The 17,034-nt window shown below is 66.5% G+C and carries 19 protein-coding genes; 10 read left to right on the top strand and 9 right to left on the bottom strand.

The window, feature by feature from the left end:
• Position 1: 1 nt before the first annotated feature.
• From WS57_RS37000 to blaOXA, 4 genes are all read right to left on the bottom strand, one after another.
• A complete protein-coding gene (locus tag WS57_RS37000) occupies positions 2-214 on the bottom strand; it encodes a hypothetical protein (protein WP_063894524.1) in 213 nt (70 codons plus the stop codon).
• Between the two features lie 440 nt (positions 215-654).
• Positions 655-1,440, bottom strand: coding sequence for a hypothetical protein (locus tag WS57_RS11685; RefSeq protein WP_009688117.1), 786 nt, complete (start codon positions 1,438-1,440; stop codon positions 655-657).
• A gap of 34 nt (positions 1,441-1,474) precedes the next feature.
• Positions 1,475-2,614, bottom strand: a complete 1,140-nt coding sequence (locus WS57_RS11680) for an acyltransferase family protein (RefSeq protein WP_069244239.1) — start codon at positions 2,612-2,614, stop codon at positions 1,475-1,477.
• A complete protein-coding gene (gene blaOXA, locus WS57_RS11675; RefSeq protein ID WP_069244238.1) occupies positions 2,611-3,420 on the bottom strand; it encodes an OXA-1043 family class D beta-lactamase in 810 nt (269 codons plus the stop codon). Before blaOXA ends, WS57_RS11680 begins: the two co-directional genes overlap by 4 nt.
• 362 nt (positions 3,421-3,782) lie before the next feature.
• Here blaOXA and WS57_RS11665 point away from each other — a divergent pair, with 362 nt between their 5' ends.
• Together WS57_RS11665 and WS57_RS11660 are read left to right on the top strand one after the other, a co-directional pair.
• The gene (locus tag WS57_RS11665; RefSeq protein WP_236871887.1) at positions 3,783-4,229 is read left to right on the top strand and encodes a hypothetical protein; all 447 of its coding nucleotides are present in this window, start codon (positions 3,783-3,785) and stop codon (positions 4,227-4,229) included.
• 139 nt (positions 4,230-4,368) lie between these two features.
• Positions 4,369-4,929, top strand: coding sequence for a hypothetical protein (locus WS57_RS11660; RefSeq protein ID WP_059477689.1), 561 nt, complete (start codon positions 4,369-4,371; stop codon positions 4,927-4,929).
• Between the two features lie 45 nt (positions 4,930-4,974).
• On the opposite strand, the gene WS57_RS11655 is transcribed toward WS57_RS11660, so the two are convergent.
• On the bottom strand, positions 4,975-5,850 hold the full coding sequence (locus WS57_RS11655; protein WP_059477691.1) for a LysR family transcriptional regulator: 876 nt from the start codon (positions 5,848-5,850) through the stop codon (positions 4,975-4,977).
• Between the two features lie 140 nt (positions 5,851-5,990).
• Between WS57_RS11655 and WS57_RS11650 the strand changes: the two genes are divergently transcribed.
• From WS57_RS11650 to WS57_RS11620, 7 genes are all read left to right on the top strand, one after another.
• A complete protein-coding gene (locus WS57_RS11650) occupies positions 5,991-7,310 on the top strand; it encodes a DUF3422 family protein (protein ID WP_069244236.1) in 1,320 nt (439 codons plus the stop codon).
• Positions 7,311-7,338: 28 nt separating this feature from the next.
• Positions 7,339-7,539, top strand: a complete 201-nt coding sequence (locus WS57_RS11645; RefSeq protein ID WP_009688468.1) for a hypothetical protein — start codon at positions 7,339-7,341, stop codon at positions 7,537-7,539.
• A 356-nt stretch (positions 7,540-7,895) separates the two neighbouring features.
• Positions 7,896-8,363: a nucleoside deaminase gene (locus WS57_RS11640; protein ID WP_009688467.1), complete on the top strand. Its 468-nt coding sequence runs from the start codon at positions 7,896-7,898 to the stop codon at positions 8,361-8,363.
• Positions 8,364-8,837: 474 nt separating this feature from the next.
• Positions 8,838-9,944, top strand: a complete 1,107-nt coding sequence (locus WS57_RS11635; protein WP_069244235.1) for an ABC transporter ATP-binding protein — start codon at positions 8,838-8,840, stop codon at positions 9,942-9,944.
• A gap of 10 nt (positions 9,945-9,954) precedes the next feature.
• Complete coding sequence (locus WS57_RS11630) at positions 9,955-10,947, top strand: ABC transporter permease subunit (protein WP_069244234.1); 993 nt, start codon at positions 9,955-9,957, stop codon at positions 10,945-10,947.
• Positions 10,944-11,783: an ABC transporter permease subunit gene (locus WS57_RS11625; RefSeq protein ID WP_040130544.1), complete on the top strand. Its 840-nt coding sequence runs from the start codon at positions 10,944-10,946 to the stop codon at positions 11,781-11,783. Before WS57_RS11630 ends, WS57_RS11625 begins: the two co-directional genes overlap by 4 nt.
• 95 nt (positions 11,784-11,878) lie before the next feature.
• Entirely contained in the window at positions 11,879-12,313 is a 435-nt protein-coding gene (locus WS57_RS11620) for a GNAT family N-acetyltransferase (RefSeq protein ID WP_009693314.1), read from the top strand.
• 45 nt (positions 12,314-12,358) lie between these two features.
• Here the strand turns inward: WS57_RS11620 and WS57_RS11615 are convergent, their stop codons facing one another.
• Genes WS57_RS11615 through WS57_RS11600 form a run of 4 tightly spaced genes read right to left on the bottom strand, consistent with a single transcriptional unit; the run spans position 12,359 to position 15,816 of the window.
• A complete protein-coding gene (locus tag WS57_RS11615) occupies positions 12,359-13,531 on the bottom strand; it encodes a betaine/proline/choline family ABC transporter ATP-binding protein (protein WP_069244233.1) in 1,173 nt (390 codons plus the stop codon).
• Positions 13,528-14,181, bottom strand: a complete 654-nt coding sequence (locus WS57_RS11610) for an ABC transporter permease (protein WP_009693311.1) — start codon at positions 14,179-14,181, stop codon at positions 13,528-13,530. The genes WS57_RS11615 and WS57_RS11610 overlap by 4 nt, the downstream gene beginning before the upstream one ends.
• Before the next feature lie 10 nt (positions 14,182-14,191).
• Positions 14,192-15,103, bottom strand: a complete 912-nt coding sequence (locus tag WS57_RS11605; RefSeq protein WP_069244232.1) for a glycine betaine ABC transporter substrate-binding protein — start codon at positions 15,101-15,103, stop codon at positions 14,192-14,194.
• Positions 15,100-15,816 (bottom strand): ABC transporter permease, encoded by a 717-nt coding sequence (locus tag WS57_RS11600; protein ID WP_009693309.1) that lies wholly within the window; start codon positions 15,814-15,816, stop codon positions 15,100-15,102. Before WS57_RS11600 ends, WS57_RS11605 begins: the two co-directional genes overlap by 4 nt.
• On the opposite strand from WS57_RS11600, the gene WS57_RS35700 reads away from it, so the two are divergent.
• Positions 15,815-16,120, top strand: coding sequence for a hypothetical protein (locus WS57_RS35700; RefSeq protein ID WP_081056696.1), 306 nt, complete (start codon positions 15,815-15,817; stop codon positions 16,118-16,120). The genes WS57_RS11600 and WS57_RS35700 overlap by 2 nt on opposite strands.
• Positions 16,121-17,034 lie beyond the last annotated feature (914 nt).

Here is a 17,034-nt window from a genome sequence, read left to right as displayed (position 1 = left end):
CCTAATACCCGGCAATGGCGTAGTAAATCCCGAGGCCTGCATCGGCGATGAGCGGCAGCGCGATCGCGATGAACACGATGCGCGCGATGCCGCGCACGCGCAGCACGCCGACGTACAGGGAAAGGCAGCCGAAAAACAGCGTCAATGGCCAGTAGATGGCGCCGAACATCACCGGAATGACCCAGGCTGGCAGTTCGATACCGATGTCACTCATTGGGGGAATTCCCGTTCAGCGTCCTGGCATCGACGTGCGGATTCAATTCCAGCAGTTCCCTCGCCAGTCCTGCGGTTATCACGACACCGCAGTCGTCGCACACACCGCGCAGGGTTGTCTTGCCGCAGCGCGGGCAAAACCACCGGCCGACGTCAAATGTCGGGGGTGGCACTGTGGCGGCGCGCTTTGCCGCGACCGCATCGAGTCGTGCGCGCACCGACGCGCTGAAGGATGCGCCGGTCGACGAGCACCGAAGTTCTCCTCCCGGCGAGATCGCGAGCGTGGCGGAACAATAGGGGCAATGCATGGGCGAGTATGCAGCGGTTGGCGTGGCGGATTGCCGAGCAGCATCATGATCGGCTTGCCGTATGACTGCAAGCGGCCGAGCCATGTCGGATAGGCGAGAACCGGGCAGAACCCCGGCAACCGGGGCTGCCGCGCTATCCGCCAAATCCCGTTCCGGCGGCCCGGCGCGGCAGCAGCTGGCTCCACAGCGAAGGTTCCGGCGGAGGCGGCTTCGGAAGTTTCACGTCGATTCCCGGCGCATCGCTGCATTGTTCGAAATGCCATTTGGAGAAATCGAATGGCTCGGAATGGACGAATTCACCGTTCTTGCGCACCTGGTATCTCGTCGGAATCGAAAATACGGCGAGCTTCCCGCGATGGCATTGCACGTCGCCGATTCGTTGGTCGTTTGCCAGCTCCAGCGTGGCGACCTTGTCATTGGTCACGTCGAGCGCCGTCGCCGTCACGCCTGCCACGGGCATCGGGCTCGCAAACCGGATCCTTGCCGTCAGAAGCGTATCGTTCGTCGGATACGAGAAGTTCACCAGAGAACCTGCCGGGATGCGCAATTGGCCATACTGGATGGACGCGGGAAGAAATTGCCTTTCCCATTCCCTCGTTTGTTTTATCGCTTCATAGTTTGCGTACTCGAGGTGGTACCTGTACCGGACCATCTCGATGGCCGTGGCATCGATCGCCAGAACGCCCAATACAAGTAAAACCGGTATCGGCCGAAGCGGCAGGAACCGTCCACGGCCGGGATGGGTGCGAAAGCGATGCACGGTGCGCCACAGCAACAGCAGCGTGACGGCGATGGCGATAAGCGGGCCGATTGCCTCAAAGAGAGCGCCGCCGAAGAATGCAAACACCATCGCCACGAATTCGACAGCGGACGCGATCCCCGTCAAGAAAGACACGATCCCGGTGAAAAAATCGCTCATTCCGCGCGATACTCCCGCAACACACTGCCCCGCATCAGAACCGCGCGCCGTCCGGCACACGAGCCGACGGACGCGCCCACGCGCGCTTGATCGCGCGATCCAGCGGCGTCGCAATCCCGCGCGCGATCGCCGCACTCAGTGCCGCCGACACTGCCAGATACGCGACCAGCAACAGCAGCTTGTCGTCGCCATGCGTGGCCGACGGCGGCCAGCAGGTGCGCAGTGCGCCGAGCACGATCAGGTGGAACAGATACAGCTCGTAGCTGAGCCGGCCGCTCCAGCGCAGCGGCGCGAGCAGGCGGCCGCGCGTTGGCGCGCTTGCCGCATGCGAGCCGATCAGCAGCACGGCCGTGCCGAGCGCCATCGCGGTCACGCCGAGGACATGGCTTTGCGCGATCGGCCACGCAAGATAGAGCACGATCATCGCAATCGCGACGATCCACTGTACGGGCTTCGCAGCCAGCGTCTGCCAGCGCGCGCGTTCGGCCAGCAGCGCCGTGCAGCAGCCGATCGCGATGCCGTCGAAACACGCGAAATACGCGTAGAGAAAGCCGCCTTCGTCGTCGGCATGCGTGAGACGGTAGAGCGGGCCGATCGCGGCGATGCACGTCCAGAACGCAAACAGGCGCGCGTCGCGGCGCAGCGCGACGCACAGCAGCGGAAACGACAGGTAGAACACCTCTTCGACCGACAGCGACCACAGCACGCCCAGCGCGTAGTTGACCCACCCGCAAGCGCCGATCAGCACGTTCATCCAGAACGTCAGCGACGCGAGATTCACGAGCCACAGCGACACGGCGACACCCTGCGGCGCGTGATTCATGAAGACCGGCACGCCGGCCGCCGCGAGTCCGTCGACGATCGCGAGCAGCAGGAGCAGGCACGGCACGATGCGCGCGACGCGCGACACATAGAACGTGCGCACGTCGATCGCGCCGAGGCTGCCCCATCGGCGGCGCGCATTCGACGTGATCAGATAGCCGGAGATCACGAAGAATATCGTCACGCCGTAGTTGCCGTTGCGCACCACCGCATGCACGGCATCGCGGCCGAACGCGCGCGCGACGGCCGTGTCGCCCAACGCGTACGGAATATTGAAGTGATGCAGCAGGACGAGCAGGATCGATATGCCGCGCAGCAGGTCGATCCGTGCGTTGCGCGGGCCGGCGCTCATTGCGGGCGGCCCGGTTCCGCGAGCGCGGGTAGCGCGTCGAGAAACGTGTCGCGTGCGCGCAGGCCGGCATTCGGCGTTTGTCGCTGCTCGTCCTGGATCAGGTACGCGAACGCGAGCTTGCGCTGGCCCTTGGTCGCCCAGCCGACGAACCAGCCGTACGCGTGCGACGCATCGTACCGGGCTCCCGGCGATCCGGTGCCGGTTTTGCCGTGCACGATCCAGCCGTCCGGCTGCCTGTCGATCAGCGTGATCCGTTCGGTCATGTCGTACGCGTGCGCGCTGACGGGCAGCGTCCGGTTCGCGATCCTGCGCATGAAGCCGACCTGTTCGAGCGGCGAGATCTGCAGCGACGAATTGACCCACGCGCCCATCACGCCGCTCAATTCGCCCTGCCGGCTGGTGACGTCCGCGTTGCCATAGCCGAACGCGTTCGTGTACTGCTGGAAGCGCGCCTGTCCGAGCGCCTGCGTGACCTGTTCCGAATACCAGAAGATCGACAGCTTCATCCAGCGCGCCGGGTCGGTCGGCTCGCGCCACGGCGCGCCGCCCCAGTCGGGATAGCCTGCGTGGAAGTCGAGTGTCGGCGTGTGCTCGTCCTTCAGCACGCCCGCGTCGAAGCCCATCAGGCTGATCGCAACCTTGAACGTCGACGCCGGCGTCACGCGGGTCGCGCAGTCGCCCTGCTGCACGAGTACGCGTCCGGTGGCGGCATCGGCGACGACGGTGCAGAGCGGGCGGGCTTGCGCGGCGGCCGTGGTCAGCAGGCCGGCGGTGACGACGAACAGCGCGTGGCGCCAATGTTTCAACGGAGACTCCTTCGGGGCAGGGAGGGCACGCAGGCATCGTTCGACGGCGGGGCGCGTGATGGAGGTCCGGCGTGGCCGGCCGCGATTGCGGGGACCGGACGACGAGACCGCTCACAGTGTATCGGCGGATCGTCGAATGTCGACCTGTCACGGTTGACGGGTGGGGCGCGACGGCGAGAACTTCCCGATCCACGCGCGGCGATCATCGCGCTGAAGCAGCGCAGCAGCGACCGCGGCATCGTACGCTTCGGGCTGCCGGAGGATTACGCGGAGCAGTGGCTGCCCGACCTGCCGAAGTCGTTCTATACGCTGCGGCCGGGCGCGCGCCTGCACACCGTCCGGCGGCTCCCGCTCGGGGACACATGCCGTTTTTTCACCGGCACGCCGCTTTTTTGCACGGCGTTTATGCCGCGCCCCTTAATCTCGAAGCGTGTCGAACCGCCCAGACGGCTTCCGTCCGCGCCATGACCTTCATTCGCCCCGTTCCCGCTTTCGCTGTCGTCAGCCGGCCGCGCCGGTCCGGCGCCCGCCAGCCCATTGTTCCGGCACCGTTTTCACGGGTGCTGCTGCCCGTCACGCTGAGCGCGCGCTCGCCCCGCGTCGCGCACGACCGCCTCGCGGCCTTGCTGGGCTCTCCGCTCGGCGTCTATGTCGTCGGCGCGCGCATCGTGCGGCGCGTCGTCCATCTGCATTTCGACATCGCACCGGAAGACCTGGACTTCACGCTGCACACGCTGATCGCGCAACTGGCCGATGCGGTGATCGGGCCGGTCGTGCGCGGGCCGCAGGCCGCCGCGCGAAGCCGATAGCGCGCGGCACGCATCTTGCTCGTTCCTTCCGGCTGCTCGTTCGATCTGCCGGCCGGTTGTCGTGCGCTGCGTCATGCGGCGGCGACGAACGTTCGGGCGCTGCGCGGTGCGCGGCGTCGCCCTTGATAACGGAGAACTCATGTACCTCATGGAAGAAGTGCAGGTCGCGCGCCCGGCAGCCCGCCGCGCGCCCGCCGCGGCGCTGCCGTCGGGCAGGCAGCTCGCGCGCCAGATCATGGTGACGGTTCGTACGGCGGAGGTGCTGCTGCGCCAGGCGATCCGCGTGCCCGACCATCATCAGTGGTCGGTCGATATCGAGCGCGTCGACGCGGCCGGCGGCCCGCTTGCCGCGTGGGATTCGTACGTGACGTTTCGCGTCGCCAAGGCGTTCGCGCCGGGCGTCGACGCGAACGCGCGCGCGGGCGATCCGGAGCAGGCGGCCGTCGAGATCCGGCTGTCGCTGCCCGAGCAGGCCTACGTGTCGGAACGCCGCATCGGCGTGTTCGGCCGCCGGCACGGCCACCGGTTCGGCGCGACGCTGTCGGTCGTGGTCGGCTCGCAATGGGGCGGACGCCGCGCCGAGCAGGTTCCGCCGGCCGGGCGGCACGTGCGCGGCGATACGCTCGAAGCGCTCGTCGATACGGCGGCGGGGATCGTCAACGCGGCGCTGTGCACGGCCGGCTTCGCCGTGCCGGACTGACGCGGGCGTGGCCGCGGCGCGCGTGCGCCGCCCGCCGTGGCGGGGTCACGCGTCGCCGGCCTGGCCGGTCTGCCGCTGCAGGTCTTCCATCAGTTGCTCGGCGAGGAAGTCGCACGGCGGCCGTTTCGATTTCGTGCTGCGCGCGAGGATCAGTTCGAGCGGCGGCAGGTCGGGCAGCCCGTGCGAGCGGCCGAGCATCGACAATTGCGCGGGAATCGCGCAGCGCGCCAGCGGCGCGACCGCGAGCCCCGCTTCCACCATGCTGAGCAGCCCGAGCAGGCTCGGGCTTTCGTAGGACGTCCGGTACGGCAGCTTCGCGCGTTCGAGGCTGCGGATCGCGTTCTCGCGCGCGACGCTGCCCGGCATGAACACCGCGATCGGCAGCGGCCGTTCCTCCCACACGCGCGGCCCGTTCGTCATCGCGGCCCAGGCCATCGGCTCGTGGCGGATGAAGTCGCCGGACAGGCCCTTGATGCGCGTGCCGCACACGAGATCGACGGTGCCGTCCTTCAGCAGCGGCGCGAGCGCGCTGCTCGGCAGCCCGATCACCTGGATCTCGACCTTCGGGTAGGTCGCCGAGAATTTCTTCAGCACCGACGGCAGCAGCGACGACGCGTAGTCGTCCGGCACGCCGATCACGACCTTGCCGGTCACCTCCGGCCGCACGACGGCCGCCCACGCCTCGTCGCGCAGCGCCAGCATTCGTCTGGCGAATCCCAGCAGCACCTCGCCTTCGCGCGTGAGCACGATGCTGCGCGGCTTGCGCACGAACAGCGGCCGGCCGATCGCGTCCTCGAGGCTCTTGATCTGCATGCTCACGGCCGACTGCGAGCGGTTCACGGCCTCGGCGGCGCGCGTCATGTTGCCGGTCTCCGCGACGGCGACGACGGTGGCGAGCACGTCGTGATCGAGCATTTTCATCGGTATCAGGAAAACTGAACGTAACGATCAGCATTATGCGTTTTTATTGTTGTTATGTGTCTGCCATAGTGCGATCACGCCGGCGGCATCGTCGGGATGCGGCGCGGCTTGCAGCACTGAACAGGAAGCGTGGTGTATCGATGATGGACCATCCGTTGCGCGCGGCGCTGGCCGCCGAATTGCATGCCCGGCCGTTCCTGCGGCTTGCCGAAGCCGTGTCGCTCACGCATTACGCGATCTACGCGGACGGCCAGCCCGATCTGCACGAAACGCTGCTGCACGCGCTGTGCCGCGACACCGGCATTGCCGCGCCGCACGAAGGCGCGACGCACCATGCTGTGCAGTCGCCGTGCGGCTGGTACCTGAAGTGGGAGCGGCACACCGAATTCTCGACCTTCACGTTCGTCGCACCGCGTCGCGACACCGGCTACTTCGACGATCTCGCGATCGAAGGCATTCCGGCCGCGTGGTTCGCGCGGCTGGCCGGCATCCGCTTCGTCGCGGTGTGCATGGAACTGCTGTCCGGCGACGCCGCGCGGCTCGTGTGCGGCGACCTGCGCCGCTGGATCGACGGGCCCGTGCTGGTCGGCAGCAGCGTGCTCGGCGGCGGCAAGGTGTTCTGCGACTGGCACGTGCGCGACGATGGCTTCATGCGCTTTCTCGTCGTCGACGAGGATTTCCGCGAGGAGCAGGGCGGGCGGCTGCTGCAGCGCCTCTACGAAATCGAAACGTACCGGATGATGGCGCTGCTCGCGCTGCCCGTCGCGCGGCGGATGAGCCGCGAACTCGACGAGATCCATGCGTCGCTGCACACGCTGATGCAGCAGATGGATGCCGGCGGCGCGGACGGCGACGATGCGGCGCTGCTCGTCAGGCTTACGCATCTCGCGGTGCGCGTCGAGGCGCTGTCGGGCTCGGGCGGCCGCTTCAGCGCATCGCGCGCGTACGAGAAGCTGGTGCTCGCGCGCATTCACGAACTGCGCGAGGAGCGCATCGAGGGGATGCCGACGATCGCGGAATTCATGGAGCGGCGCTTCGCGCCGGCGATGGAGACCTGCCGCAGCGTATGGGCGCGTCACGAGCAGATCGCCGCGCGAATCGCACGCGCGGTCGACCTGTTGCGCACGCGCGTGAATCTCGCGCAGGAAAAGGACGTCACGCGCCTGCTGGCCGGGATGGAGCGTACCGCGCGCAACCAGCTGCATCTGCAGCATGCGGTCGAAGGGCTGTCGGTGGCGGCCATTTCGTACTACGTGCTGTCGCTCGCGACCGCGGCATTCAAGGCGCTGCACGTGATGAACCTGCCGATCGATCCCGAACTCGCGGAAGGACTGCTGATCGCGCCGGTCGTGTTCGCGGTGATCCACATCACGCGGCGCACGCGCGCGCGGCTCGCGCATGCGGAAGCCGCACACGATGGCGGGGCGGTGCCCGCGGCCGCGCTGAAACAGGCAAGCTAGAAAACCGATAACCGATCAAGGAGTGGAGATGACTTTTTCGCAGACGCAACCCGAATTTTTCAGCGGCTTCGACGCATTCGACGAACCGCTGCCGGACGATGCGGGCACGCCCGACGACGCACGCGTGACGTCGTACCAGGCCGTGCTGCAGGAACCGATGATGTCGCTCGTCGGCAGCACGAGCGACCGGCCGGATGTAGCGTCGGTCGCGATTCTCGGGTACAACTGACGCGCAGTTTTCGCTGCTGCCGTGCCTCGTGCGGGTGTGCGTTCGTCGTACGCCCGGCCGCGTGCCCGTGCCGGCTTCCCGTCGTCGACGCATCCTGCGTCGACGCGTTTTCATCGTCTTCCGCACGCCGATATCGCGCCACCGCCTGTCGGCATCTATAAGTCCTGCCTATCCGGGCGATCACGAATCGGTCTTTTACCGTATCGGGCGTCCGGCGTAACCTGCCCTCGTCGACTTCGCAAGCAGCGGCGGCCGCGACGCCCGTTCGTCGCGCGCGCCGGCCTTGTCGCGTCGTGTGTGCGCCGGCCGCCGGGTGGCGCACGTTCCCTGCCATGCCGTTTCAAGAGGACGATGTGATGGATTTTGTGAAACGTACGATCGATCTCGCGATGAAGAACGTGGAGGAGGGCGGACGTCCGTTCGCGACGGTGATCGTCCGCGACGGCGAGATCGTCGCCGAGAGCCCGAACCTCGTCGCGCAGACCCGCGACCCGACCGCGCACGCCGAGATCCTCGCGGTGCGCGACGCGTGCCGCAGGCTCGGCACCGAGCACCTGACCGACTGCGAGATCTACATACTCGCGAGCCCGTGCCCGATGTGTCTCGGCTCGCTGTACTACTGCAGCCCGAAGCGGGTCGTCTACGTCACGACACGCGAGGATTACGCGCCGTTCTATCGCGACGACCGCAAGTACTTCGAGCTCGATACGTTCTATGCCGAATATGCGAAGCCGATCGGCGAGCGCCGCCTGCCGATGGTGCAGCAGAAGCACGCCGGTGCGATCGAGGTCTATCGTCGCTGGAAGGAACTGAACGCAGGGTGATGTCGTTTCGCGCCCGCGCGAGTTGCGTCATGCCCCCGTTTTCCCGCGCGCGCAAACATCGATTCCGCTCAATGTCAGGAACCGAAATTCGCGATCCAAAAAGTTTTTGACGGGTTTAAAAATTCGCACTGGAGACGACAGATACGTGCGGAAAGCCCGATGAAAACCGATGAAACCCACCTGACAGCCGCTGTGGCGAACCTGGCCGGTGGCCCGATGCGGCATGCCGGCCGCATCGCGACGCCATTCGTCGCGCCCGCCGCCTTCGGTCGCGGCTGAGCGCCGCGCCTCACCCCCGACACCTGCCTTCCTGCGTCATGCGTTCCGGACGAGGAGTCGCTCGATCCCTCTCCGTTCATACCGCGCGACCGCATGTCCGGCCGCGCCACGGATTCGCCTGCCCCGATTACTCGCTTACCACGGACCATCATGAAACGGGATTCATTCAGTACCCCTGATGCAGCACGTCGCGAAATGCCCCTCGTCAAGCCGGCCGACGCCTTCGTGCGCATCGAAAACGTCGTGAAGAAATTCGGCGACAGCACGGCCGTCGACAACGTGAACCTGACGATCGCGAAGAACGAGCTGTTCGCGCTGCTCGGCAGCTCGGGCTGCGGCAAGTCGACGCTGCTGCGCATGCTCGCCGGGCTGGAGACGGCCACCTCCGGCAAGATCTACGTCGACGGCGAGGACCTCGCGTCGCTGCCGCCGTACCGCCGCCCGGTGAACATGATGTTCCAGTCGTACGCGCTGTTCCCGCACATGACGGTCGAGTCGAACGTCGCGTTCGGCCTGAAGCAGGAAGGCACGCCGAAGAACGAGATCAGGGAGCGCGTGGCCGACGCGCTCGCGCTCGTGCAGATGAGCAAGTACGCGCAGCGCAAGCCGCACCAGCTGTCCGGCGGCCAGCAGCAGCGCGTCGCGCTCGCGCGCTCGCTGGTCAAGCGCCCGAAGCTGCTGCTGCTCGACGAGCCGATGTCCGCGCTCGACAAGAAGATCCGCCAGAAGACCCAGCTCGAACTCGTCAACATCATCGAGAAGGTCGACGTCACCTGCGTGATGGTCACGCACGACCAGGAAGAGGCGATGACGATGGCCAGCCGCCTCGCGGTGATGAGCGAGGGCAAGATCGTGCAGATCGGCGCGCCGGGCGAAGTGTACGAATTCCCGAACAGCCGCTTCTCGGCCGAGTTCATCGGCTCGACCAACCTGTTCGAGGGGCGCGTGGTCGAAGACGAGCCCGACCACATCTTCGTCGAGAGCGACGACCTCGAGGCGCGCATGCACGTGAGCCACGGCATCACCGGCCCGCTCGGCATGCCGGTCGGCATCTCGGTGCGCCCGGAGCGCGTGCACGTGTCACGCGAGAAGCCGGCCTCGCCGCACAACTGGGCGCGCGGCGTCGTCACCGACATCGCCTACATGGGCGCGTACTCGCTCTACCACGTGCGGCTGCCGAGCGGCAAGACGGTCGTGTCGAACCTGTCGAGCTCGCACCTGCTGCACGACGGCGCGCCCGCATGGAACGACGACGTGTTCGTGTCGTGGTCGCCGTCCAGCGGCGTCGTGCTGACGCAGTGAGGACCACGCGATGAGAACTTCCGCTTCCCCCTCGTCCGCGCCGGTGTCGTCCGGCGCCGCCGCCGCGACCGCGGCCTCGACTGCCGCGCGCGGCAATCGCTTCCCGCGGCTGTCGCGCTTGCTGCCGTCGGGCCGCAGCGTGGTGATCGGCGTGCCGTTCCTGTGGCTCGCGATCTTCTTCGCGCTGCCGTTCGTGCTGGTGCTGAAGATCAGCTTCGCCGACCAGGTGATGGGCATCCCGCCGTACACGTCGCTCGTCGAGATCAAGGACGGCGTCGTGCACTTCGCGCTGCAGCTGTCGCACTACGCGTTCCTGCTGCAGGACGACCTGTACGTCGCGACCTACCTCAGCTCGCTGAAGATGGCCGCCGTGTCGACGGTGCTGTGCCTGCTGATCGGCTATCCGATGGCGTACTACATCGCGCGCTCGGAGCCGGGCACGCGCAACGTGCTGATGATGGCCGTGATGCTGCCGTTCTGGACCTCGTTCCTGATCCGCGTGTACGCATGGATCGGCATCCTGAAGGACGACGGCCTGCTGAACCATGCGCTGATCGCGCTGGGCATCATCCACACGCCGCTGCGGCTCTATCACAGCGATGCGGGCGTCTACATCGGGATGGTCTATTCGTACCTGCCGTTCATGGTGATGCCGCTGTACGCGCACCTCGTGAAGATGGACCTCACGCTGCTGGAGGCCGCGTACGACCTCGGCGCGAAGCCGTGGGTCGCGTTCACGCGCATCACGCTGCCGCTGTCGAAGAACGGGATCATCGCGGGCAGCCTGCTGGTGTTCATTCCGGCGGTCGGCGAGTACGTGATTCCGGAGCTGCTGGGCGGCGCGGACACGCTGATGATCGGGCGCGTGATGTGGGATGAATTCTTCAACAACATGGACTGGCCGATGGCGTCGGCCGTGACGGTCGCGATGGTGGTGCTGCTGCTGGTGCCGATGGCGCTGTTCCAGTACTACCAGGTCAAGGAACTGGAGGACGCGAAATGATCAAGCCGAGCAAACCGCTGTCGACGGGCGTTCTCGCCTTCGGGTTCCTGTTCCTGTACATCCCGATCATCAGCCTGGTCGTGTACTCGTTCAACGAGTCGAAGCTGGTGACGGTGTGGTCGGGCTTCTCGCTGAAGTGGTACGCGGCGCTGTGGCAGGACGACGAGCTGCTGAGCGCCGCGTGGCTGTCGCTGAAGATCGGCCTGCTGACGGCGACCGCCTCGGTCGTGATCGGCACGTGGGCGGGTTTCGTGCTGGCGCGCTTCGGACGCTTCAAGGGCTTCACGCTGTACACGGGGATGATCAACGCGCCGCTGGTGATTCCGGAGGTGATCCAGGGGATCTCGCTGCTGCTGCTGTTCGTCGCGCTGGAGCAGATGTTCGGCTGGCCGAAGGGGCGCGGGATGGTGACGATCTGGATCGGCCACGTGATGCTGTGCGTGTCGTACGTGGCGATCATCGTGCAGTCGCGCGTGAAGGAGATGAACAAGTCGCTGGAGGAAGCGGCGCTCGATCTCGGCGCGACGCCGCTGAAGGTGTTCTTCGTGGTGACGCTGCCGCTGATCTCGCAGGCGCTGCTGTCGGGGTGGCTGCTGTCGTTCACGCTGTCGATCGACGACCTGGTGCTGTCGGCGTTCCTGTCGGGGCCGGGCTCGACGACGCTGCCGCTGGTGGTGTTCTCGCGCGTGCGGCTGGGGCTGAACCCGGAGATGAACGCGCTGGCGACGCTGTTCATCACGGCGGTGACGATCGGCGTGATCGTCGTGAACCAGATGATGATCGCGCGCGAGCGGCGTCGCATGGCCGACATGAAGGCGGCGTTCGCGGTGGCGTGAGCAGGGTGGCCGCTGCTTGCGCTTCACGCTATAGTCGGACGAATCGCGCCGGGGCACGCGTGCCCCGGTCATCCCGTTCACGCATGCGCCCGCCCATGACCGCTTCTCCCGACATTTCCTTTCAGCTTGCCGACACCGCGCAGCCCGCCGCGCGCGACTTCATCAGCCGGAAGCTCGGCGAATTCAACGACGCGGTGACGGGGCGCGCCGATACCGCGGCGCTCGACGTCTACGTGACCGATCCGGCGAGCGGCGAAGTGCTCGGCGGCCTGACCGGCCGCACGTCGCTCGGACTGTTCTTCATCGACCTGTTCTATCTGCCCGATTCGCTGCGCGGCGGCGGAGTCGGCAGCCGTCTGCTGCAGACGGCCGAAGCCGAGGCGAAGCGGCGCGGCTGCAGTCGCGCGGTGCTCTACACGATCTCGTTCCAGGCGCCGGGCTTCTACCGCAAGCAGGGCTACGAGGTCTTCGGGGAAGTGCCGTGCGAGCCGGCGGGCGCGTCGCGCGTGTTCATGGTCAAGGTGCTTTGAGCAGCGGAGAGCCACACGCGGATGGCGCGCGGCCTGCGCGAACGGTCAGTGTGCCGCGGCCGTCGGGAACGCGCTCGGCTCGCCGGGCGGCTGGCCCGTCTGCCGGCGCGAACGGCCCGAGCTCAGGTACGCGGCGATCGAATCCTGCGTGACCTCGCCAATCCATACGCCGTCGGCATCGAGCACCGGCATCCACGACGCGCTGTACTGGTACATCTTCGACAGCACGATGCGCAGGTTGTCGTCCATCGATACGCTGGCCGCGAACGGCGTGATGCGATCGCCGCACACGCCGTCGGCCGCGCGCGCCGCGCGGCGCGTCACGTAGCCGAGTGCGCGGCCGGCGTCGTCGAGCACGCTCAGGTAGCGGCAGTCCGTGTCGTCCATCACCGTGAAGGCGTGCGCGAGCGGCGTGTCCATGCGCGCTGTTTCGGGCTGCGTGGCGGCATCGCCGGCCTTCACGAGCAGCAGGCGCTTGAGCGTGCTGTCCTGGCCCACGAACTGCGCGACGAATTCGTCGCGCGGCCGTGCGAGCAGCGTATCGGGATGATCGTACTGGACGAGCTGGCCGCGCCGGAACACGGCGATGCGGTCGCCGAGCTTGATCGCCTCGTCGATGTCGTGGCTCACCATGATCACGGTCTTCTTCAGCTGCCGCTGCATCTGGAAGAACTCGTTCTGGATCGACTCGCGATTGATCGGGTCGACCGCGCCGAACGGCTCGTCCATCAGCAGCACGGGCGGGTCGGCCGCCAGCGCGCGAATCACGCCGATGCGCTGCTGCTGGCCGCCCGACAGCTCGCGCGGATAGCGCTTCAGATACTGCTTCGGATCGAGCGCGACCATCGACATCAGCTCCTGCGCGCGTTCCGCGCAGCGCTTCTTGTCCCAGCCCAGCAGGCGCGGCACGACGGTGATGTTCTCTTCGATCGTCATGTTCGGGAACAGGCCGATCTGCTGGATCACGTAGCCGATATGGCGTCGCAGGTCGACTTCGTTCAGCTGCGCGGTATCCTCGCCGTTGATCAGCGCGCGACCCGACGTGGGTTCGATGAGCCGGTTGATCATCTTGAGCGTGGTGGTCTTGCCGCAGCCCGACGGGCCGAGGAATACGCAGATTTCGCCCTCGGCCACCGACAGGCTCACGGCGTCGACGGCGCGCACGGCCTGGCCGTCCTTTCCGGTGAAGGTCTTGGTCAGTTTGTCGAGTTCGATCATGTCTTCTGCACTCCCTTCGGTGTCAATGCACGCTGCAGCATCTGCAGCAGCAGGTCGGCGACAATCGCGAGCACGCTCACGAGCACGGCGCCCACCAGCAGCTTCATCATGCTGCTCTGGCCGATCGCGCGCAGGATCAGCGTGCCGAGGCCGCCCGCGCCGATCACGGCGGCGATCGTCATCACGCCGATGTTCATCACGACCGCGGTGCGCACGCCGGCGAGAATCACCGGCACCGCGAGCGGCAGATCGACGAGGCGCAGCCGCTGCCACGAGGTCATGCCGATGCCGGTGCCGGCTTCCCGGATCCCGGGCTCGACGTTGCGCAGCGCGAGATAGGTGTTGCGCATGATCGGCAGCAGCGAGTAGAGGAACACCGCGGTGATCGCGGGCGCCGCGCCGATGCCCTGGCCGAAGCGCGAGAAGAACGGGATCATCAGGCCGAACAGCGCGATCGACGGCAGCGTGAGCACGATGGTGGCGAGACCGAGCAGCGGGCCGGCGAGCCATTCGTGGCGATTGATCAGGATGCCGAGCGGCACGCCCGCGACGATCGCGCAGCCCACGGCGATGCCGACGAGCCAGATGTGCTGCAGCGTGAGTTGCAGCAGCTCGGGCCAGCTCGAAGCGAGATAGGCGGACAGAGTCATCAAGCCTCCTTCAAGGTAGCGGGTGCGTGCGCAGGAACTCGTCGGCGACTTCGCGCGGCGACTTGCCGTCGAGATCGACCGCCTTGTTCATCGCCTGCATCACGTCGTTGTCGAGCACTGCCGACAGCGCATCGAGCTGCGCCGCGAGTTTCGGGTTGCGTTCGAGCGTGTCCTTGCGCACCACCGGCGTCGCGTTGTACGGCGGGAAGTAGTGCTTGTCGTCTTCGAGCGGCACGATGCCGAACCCCTTCACGCGGCCATCGGTCGTGTAGACGAGGCCGATCGTCAGCTGGTTGTTGTGCAGCGCTGTATAGACGAGCCCCGGATCCATCTGCTTCATCTGCGCGCGGCTGAAGTGCATGTCGTAGGTTTCGAGCAGCGGCTTCAGGCCGTCGGGGCGGTTCGCGAATTCCGCGTCCATGCCGAACACGTAGCGCTTCGCGGCGGGATCGGTCTTCAGATGCGCGGCGAGCTGCGAGATCGTCCGGATGCCGGTGGCCTCGACGACCTTGCTCGGCAGGCCGAGCGCATAGGTGTCGTTGAGCGGCGACGCGCGGAGCCAGACGAGCCCGCGCGGCACGTCGAGCGCCTTCACGCGCCGGTACATCTCGTCGGGCGACAGCTTGTCCTGGATCTTGTTGTAGACGAGCGCCGCGGTGCCCGTGTAGTCCCACATCAGGTCGAACTGGCCGTTCTCCAGCGCGCTGCGTGCGAGCGTGCTGCCGAGGCCGGACTTGACCTCGACGTCATAGCCTCGCGAACGCAGGTATTGCGCGGTGACTTCCGCGAGCACGTACTGCTCGGTGAAGTTCTTCGCGCCCAGCACGAGCTTCGCGGCGAATGCCGACGTGCTTGCCGCCACGCACAGCGCGCCGGCCGCGACGAGGCGCGCGATGGCCCGGATTGCAACACGACGCGTCATGCCGCACCTCCATGGCGAGCGAGCCAGTGACGGCTTGCCGCGGCGACGACGCCGTCCAGCGCGAGCGCGAGCGCGGCGGTGAGCGACGCGCCGAGCAGCAGCAGCGGCTGGTTGTCGAGATAGATGCCGGGGAAGATCAGCGAACCGAGGCTGTCGGCGCCGATCAGATAGGCGAGCGGTGCGGTGCCGACGTTGATCGCGAGCGCGGTGCGCACGCCGCCGACGATGATGGGCAGCGCATTGGGCAGCTCCACGCGCAGCAGCGATTGCCAGCCCGTCATGCCGATGCCTTTGGCGGCCTCGCGCAGTGCGGCGGGCACGTTCTTCACGCCCTCGTAGGTGTTGCGCGTGATCGGCAGCAGCGAGGCGAGGAACAGCGCGACGATCGCGGGCACGTCGCCGATGCCGAAGATGCCGAGCGCGATCGCGAGCACCGCGAGCGAAGGAATCGTATTGCCGATGTTGAAGACCTGCATGAAGCGCTCGGCCTGGCGCTGGAACCGCGGTCGGCTCAGCAGCACGCCGGCCGGCACGCCGACGACGATCGCGAGCACCATCGAATAGCCGACCAGCAGCATGTGCCGGCCCGCGTAGTACGTCAGGTCGTCCGCGCGCTGGCGGAACGTCTCTGCGCCTATGCCGCGCGCCAGCGCCCAGGCGACGACGACGGCGGCTATCAGGCTGCCCAACAGTCGGACAGTGCGTCGAGTCATGAAGATACGCCTCCTCGATCTCGGTGCGGTACGCATGCTGGCACACGCCGCGATGGAAGTTCGTGATCCCGGCATGGCCGCGATTGAACTGACGGAAACAGTCCTTGCCGACGCGCAGCGATGCGCGACGGAAAGTCGTATGAACGCGTCGATGCGTTCGCCTGATTGTCATGTTCGGCCCGGCAGCGCAATTACCACGCGATTTGCGCGCTCGGGCGGGCGCCGCCATATGAAGCAGCGGCAAGGACGCGGACGGGCCAGGGCTCATCCGCTGGGGCCGACGGCCCCTTTTGATGTGGCATAACGGTTGCGCCCGCAACTAAATGCGGGCTTGCATCGCCGTTATGCACGAGTCGTACTCTGGGTGATGAAGTGAGCCGAGTATAGAGCAATCGATCGGATCCGTCTACCTTGAGAACCGATTGGTGATCAGGGTGCGAGTCGTCATTCCGGAAATTTATAAATAGATTTGACCTGCGAACTGAATGGTCGGGCAATTCACGTCGATGAGCTGCAGTCGAATCGCAGCATGAAAACGGCGTGACCTTTCATTCTGCGAAGTGATTTTGAATCGATCGATAGCAGAACGAGATACGGTTGTCGACGTGTGCGTTATCAGCCGGTTCGCCATCGTCTTTATAAGACTTCGAAAAACTGATTATTCACCCGTGGCGATGCGATCGAGATTGCGGATGTCGGGGTGCGTGAGCGTGCAGATTTCGCGTTCGAGCCGATTCCCGCCGCCGCGATCGCCGACGCGCACCGCTCGAGAAAGGCCGGATGCGCGGCCATGTGCGTGCCGCGCGGGACCGATAGCCGCGACCTCCGTTGAGCGCGTGTGGACGAAAGACGACAAACACCCGAATAAATGTTTACCGTCCGATGACAACTCGTTATATTTCGACAAATATATCGAAGGCCGCGACGCCGTCAGGTGTCGCGCCGTCCACTGCTCCGCGAAAGCCGGAAGACGCGATTCTCTGACCTGCATCGCCGGAGCAACGCGCCGACACGCACGCGTGCACCCGCGCGCACGCGGGTCGGCGCTGCAATACGAGCGGCCGCCCCCGCGGCATGCCGCTTCGGCAAGCACACCCCGGCATCGGAACGGAGCATCGTGCCCGCGCGCATGAGGCGCGGGCGCGTCCCGACCATGCGGCGCGCTTGCATCGGTACGTCAAACGGTTTTTCGTCAACACGCCGCGCGCTCCGCTGCGA

This window comes from Burkholderia pseudomultivorans (assembly GCF_001718415.1).
Taxonomy (GTDB): domain Bacteria; phylum Pseudomonadota; class Gammaproteobacteria; order Burkholderiales; family Burkholderiaceae; genus Burkholderia; species Burkholderia pseudomultivorans_A.
This window is presented reverse-complemented; position numbering and strand designations above follow the sequence as displayed.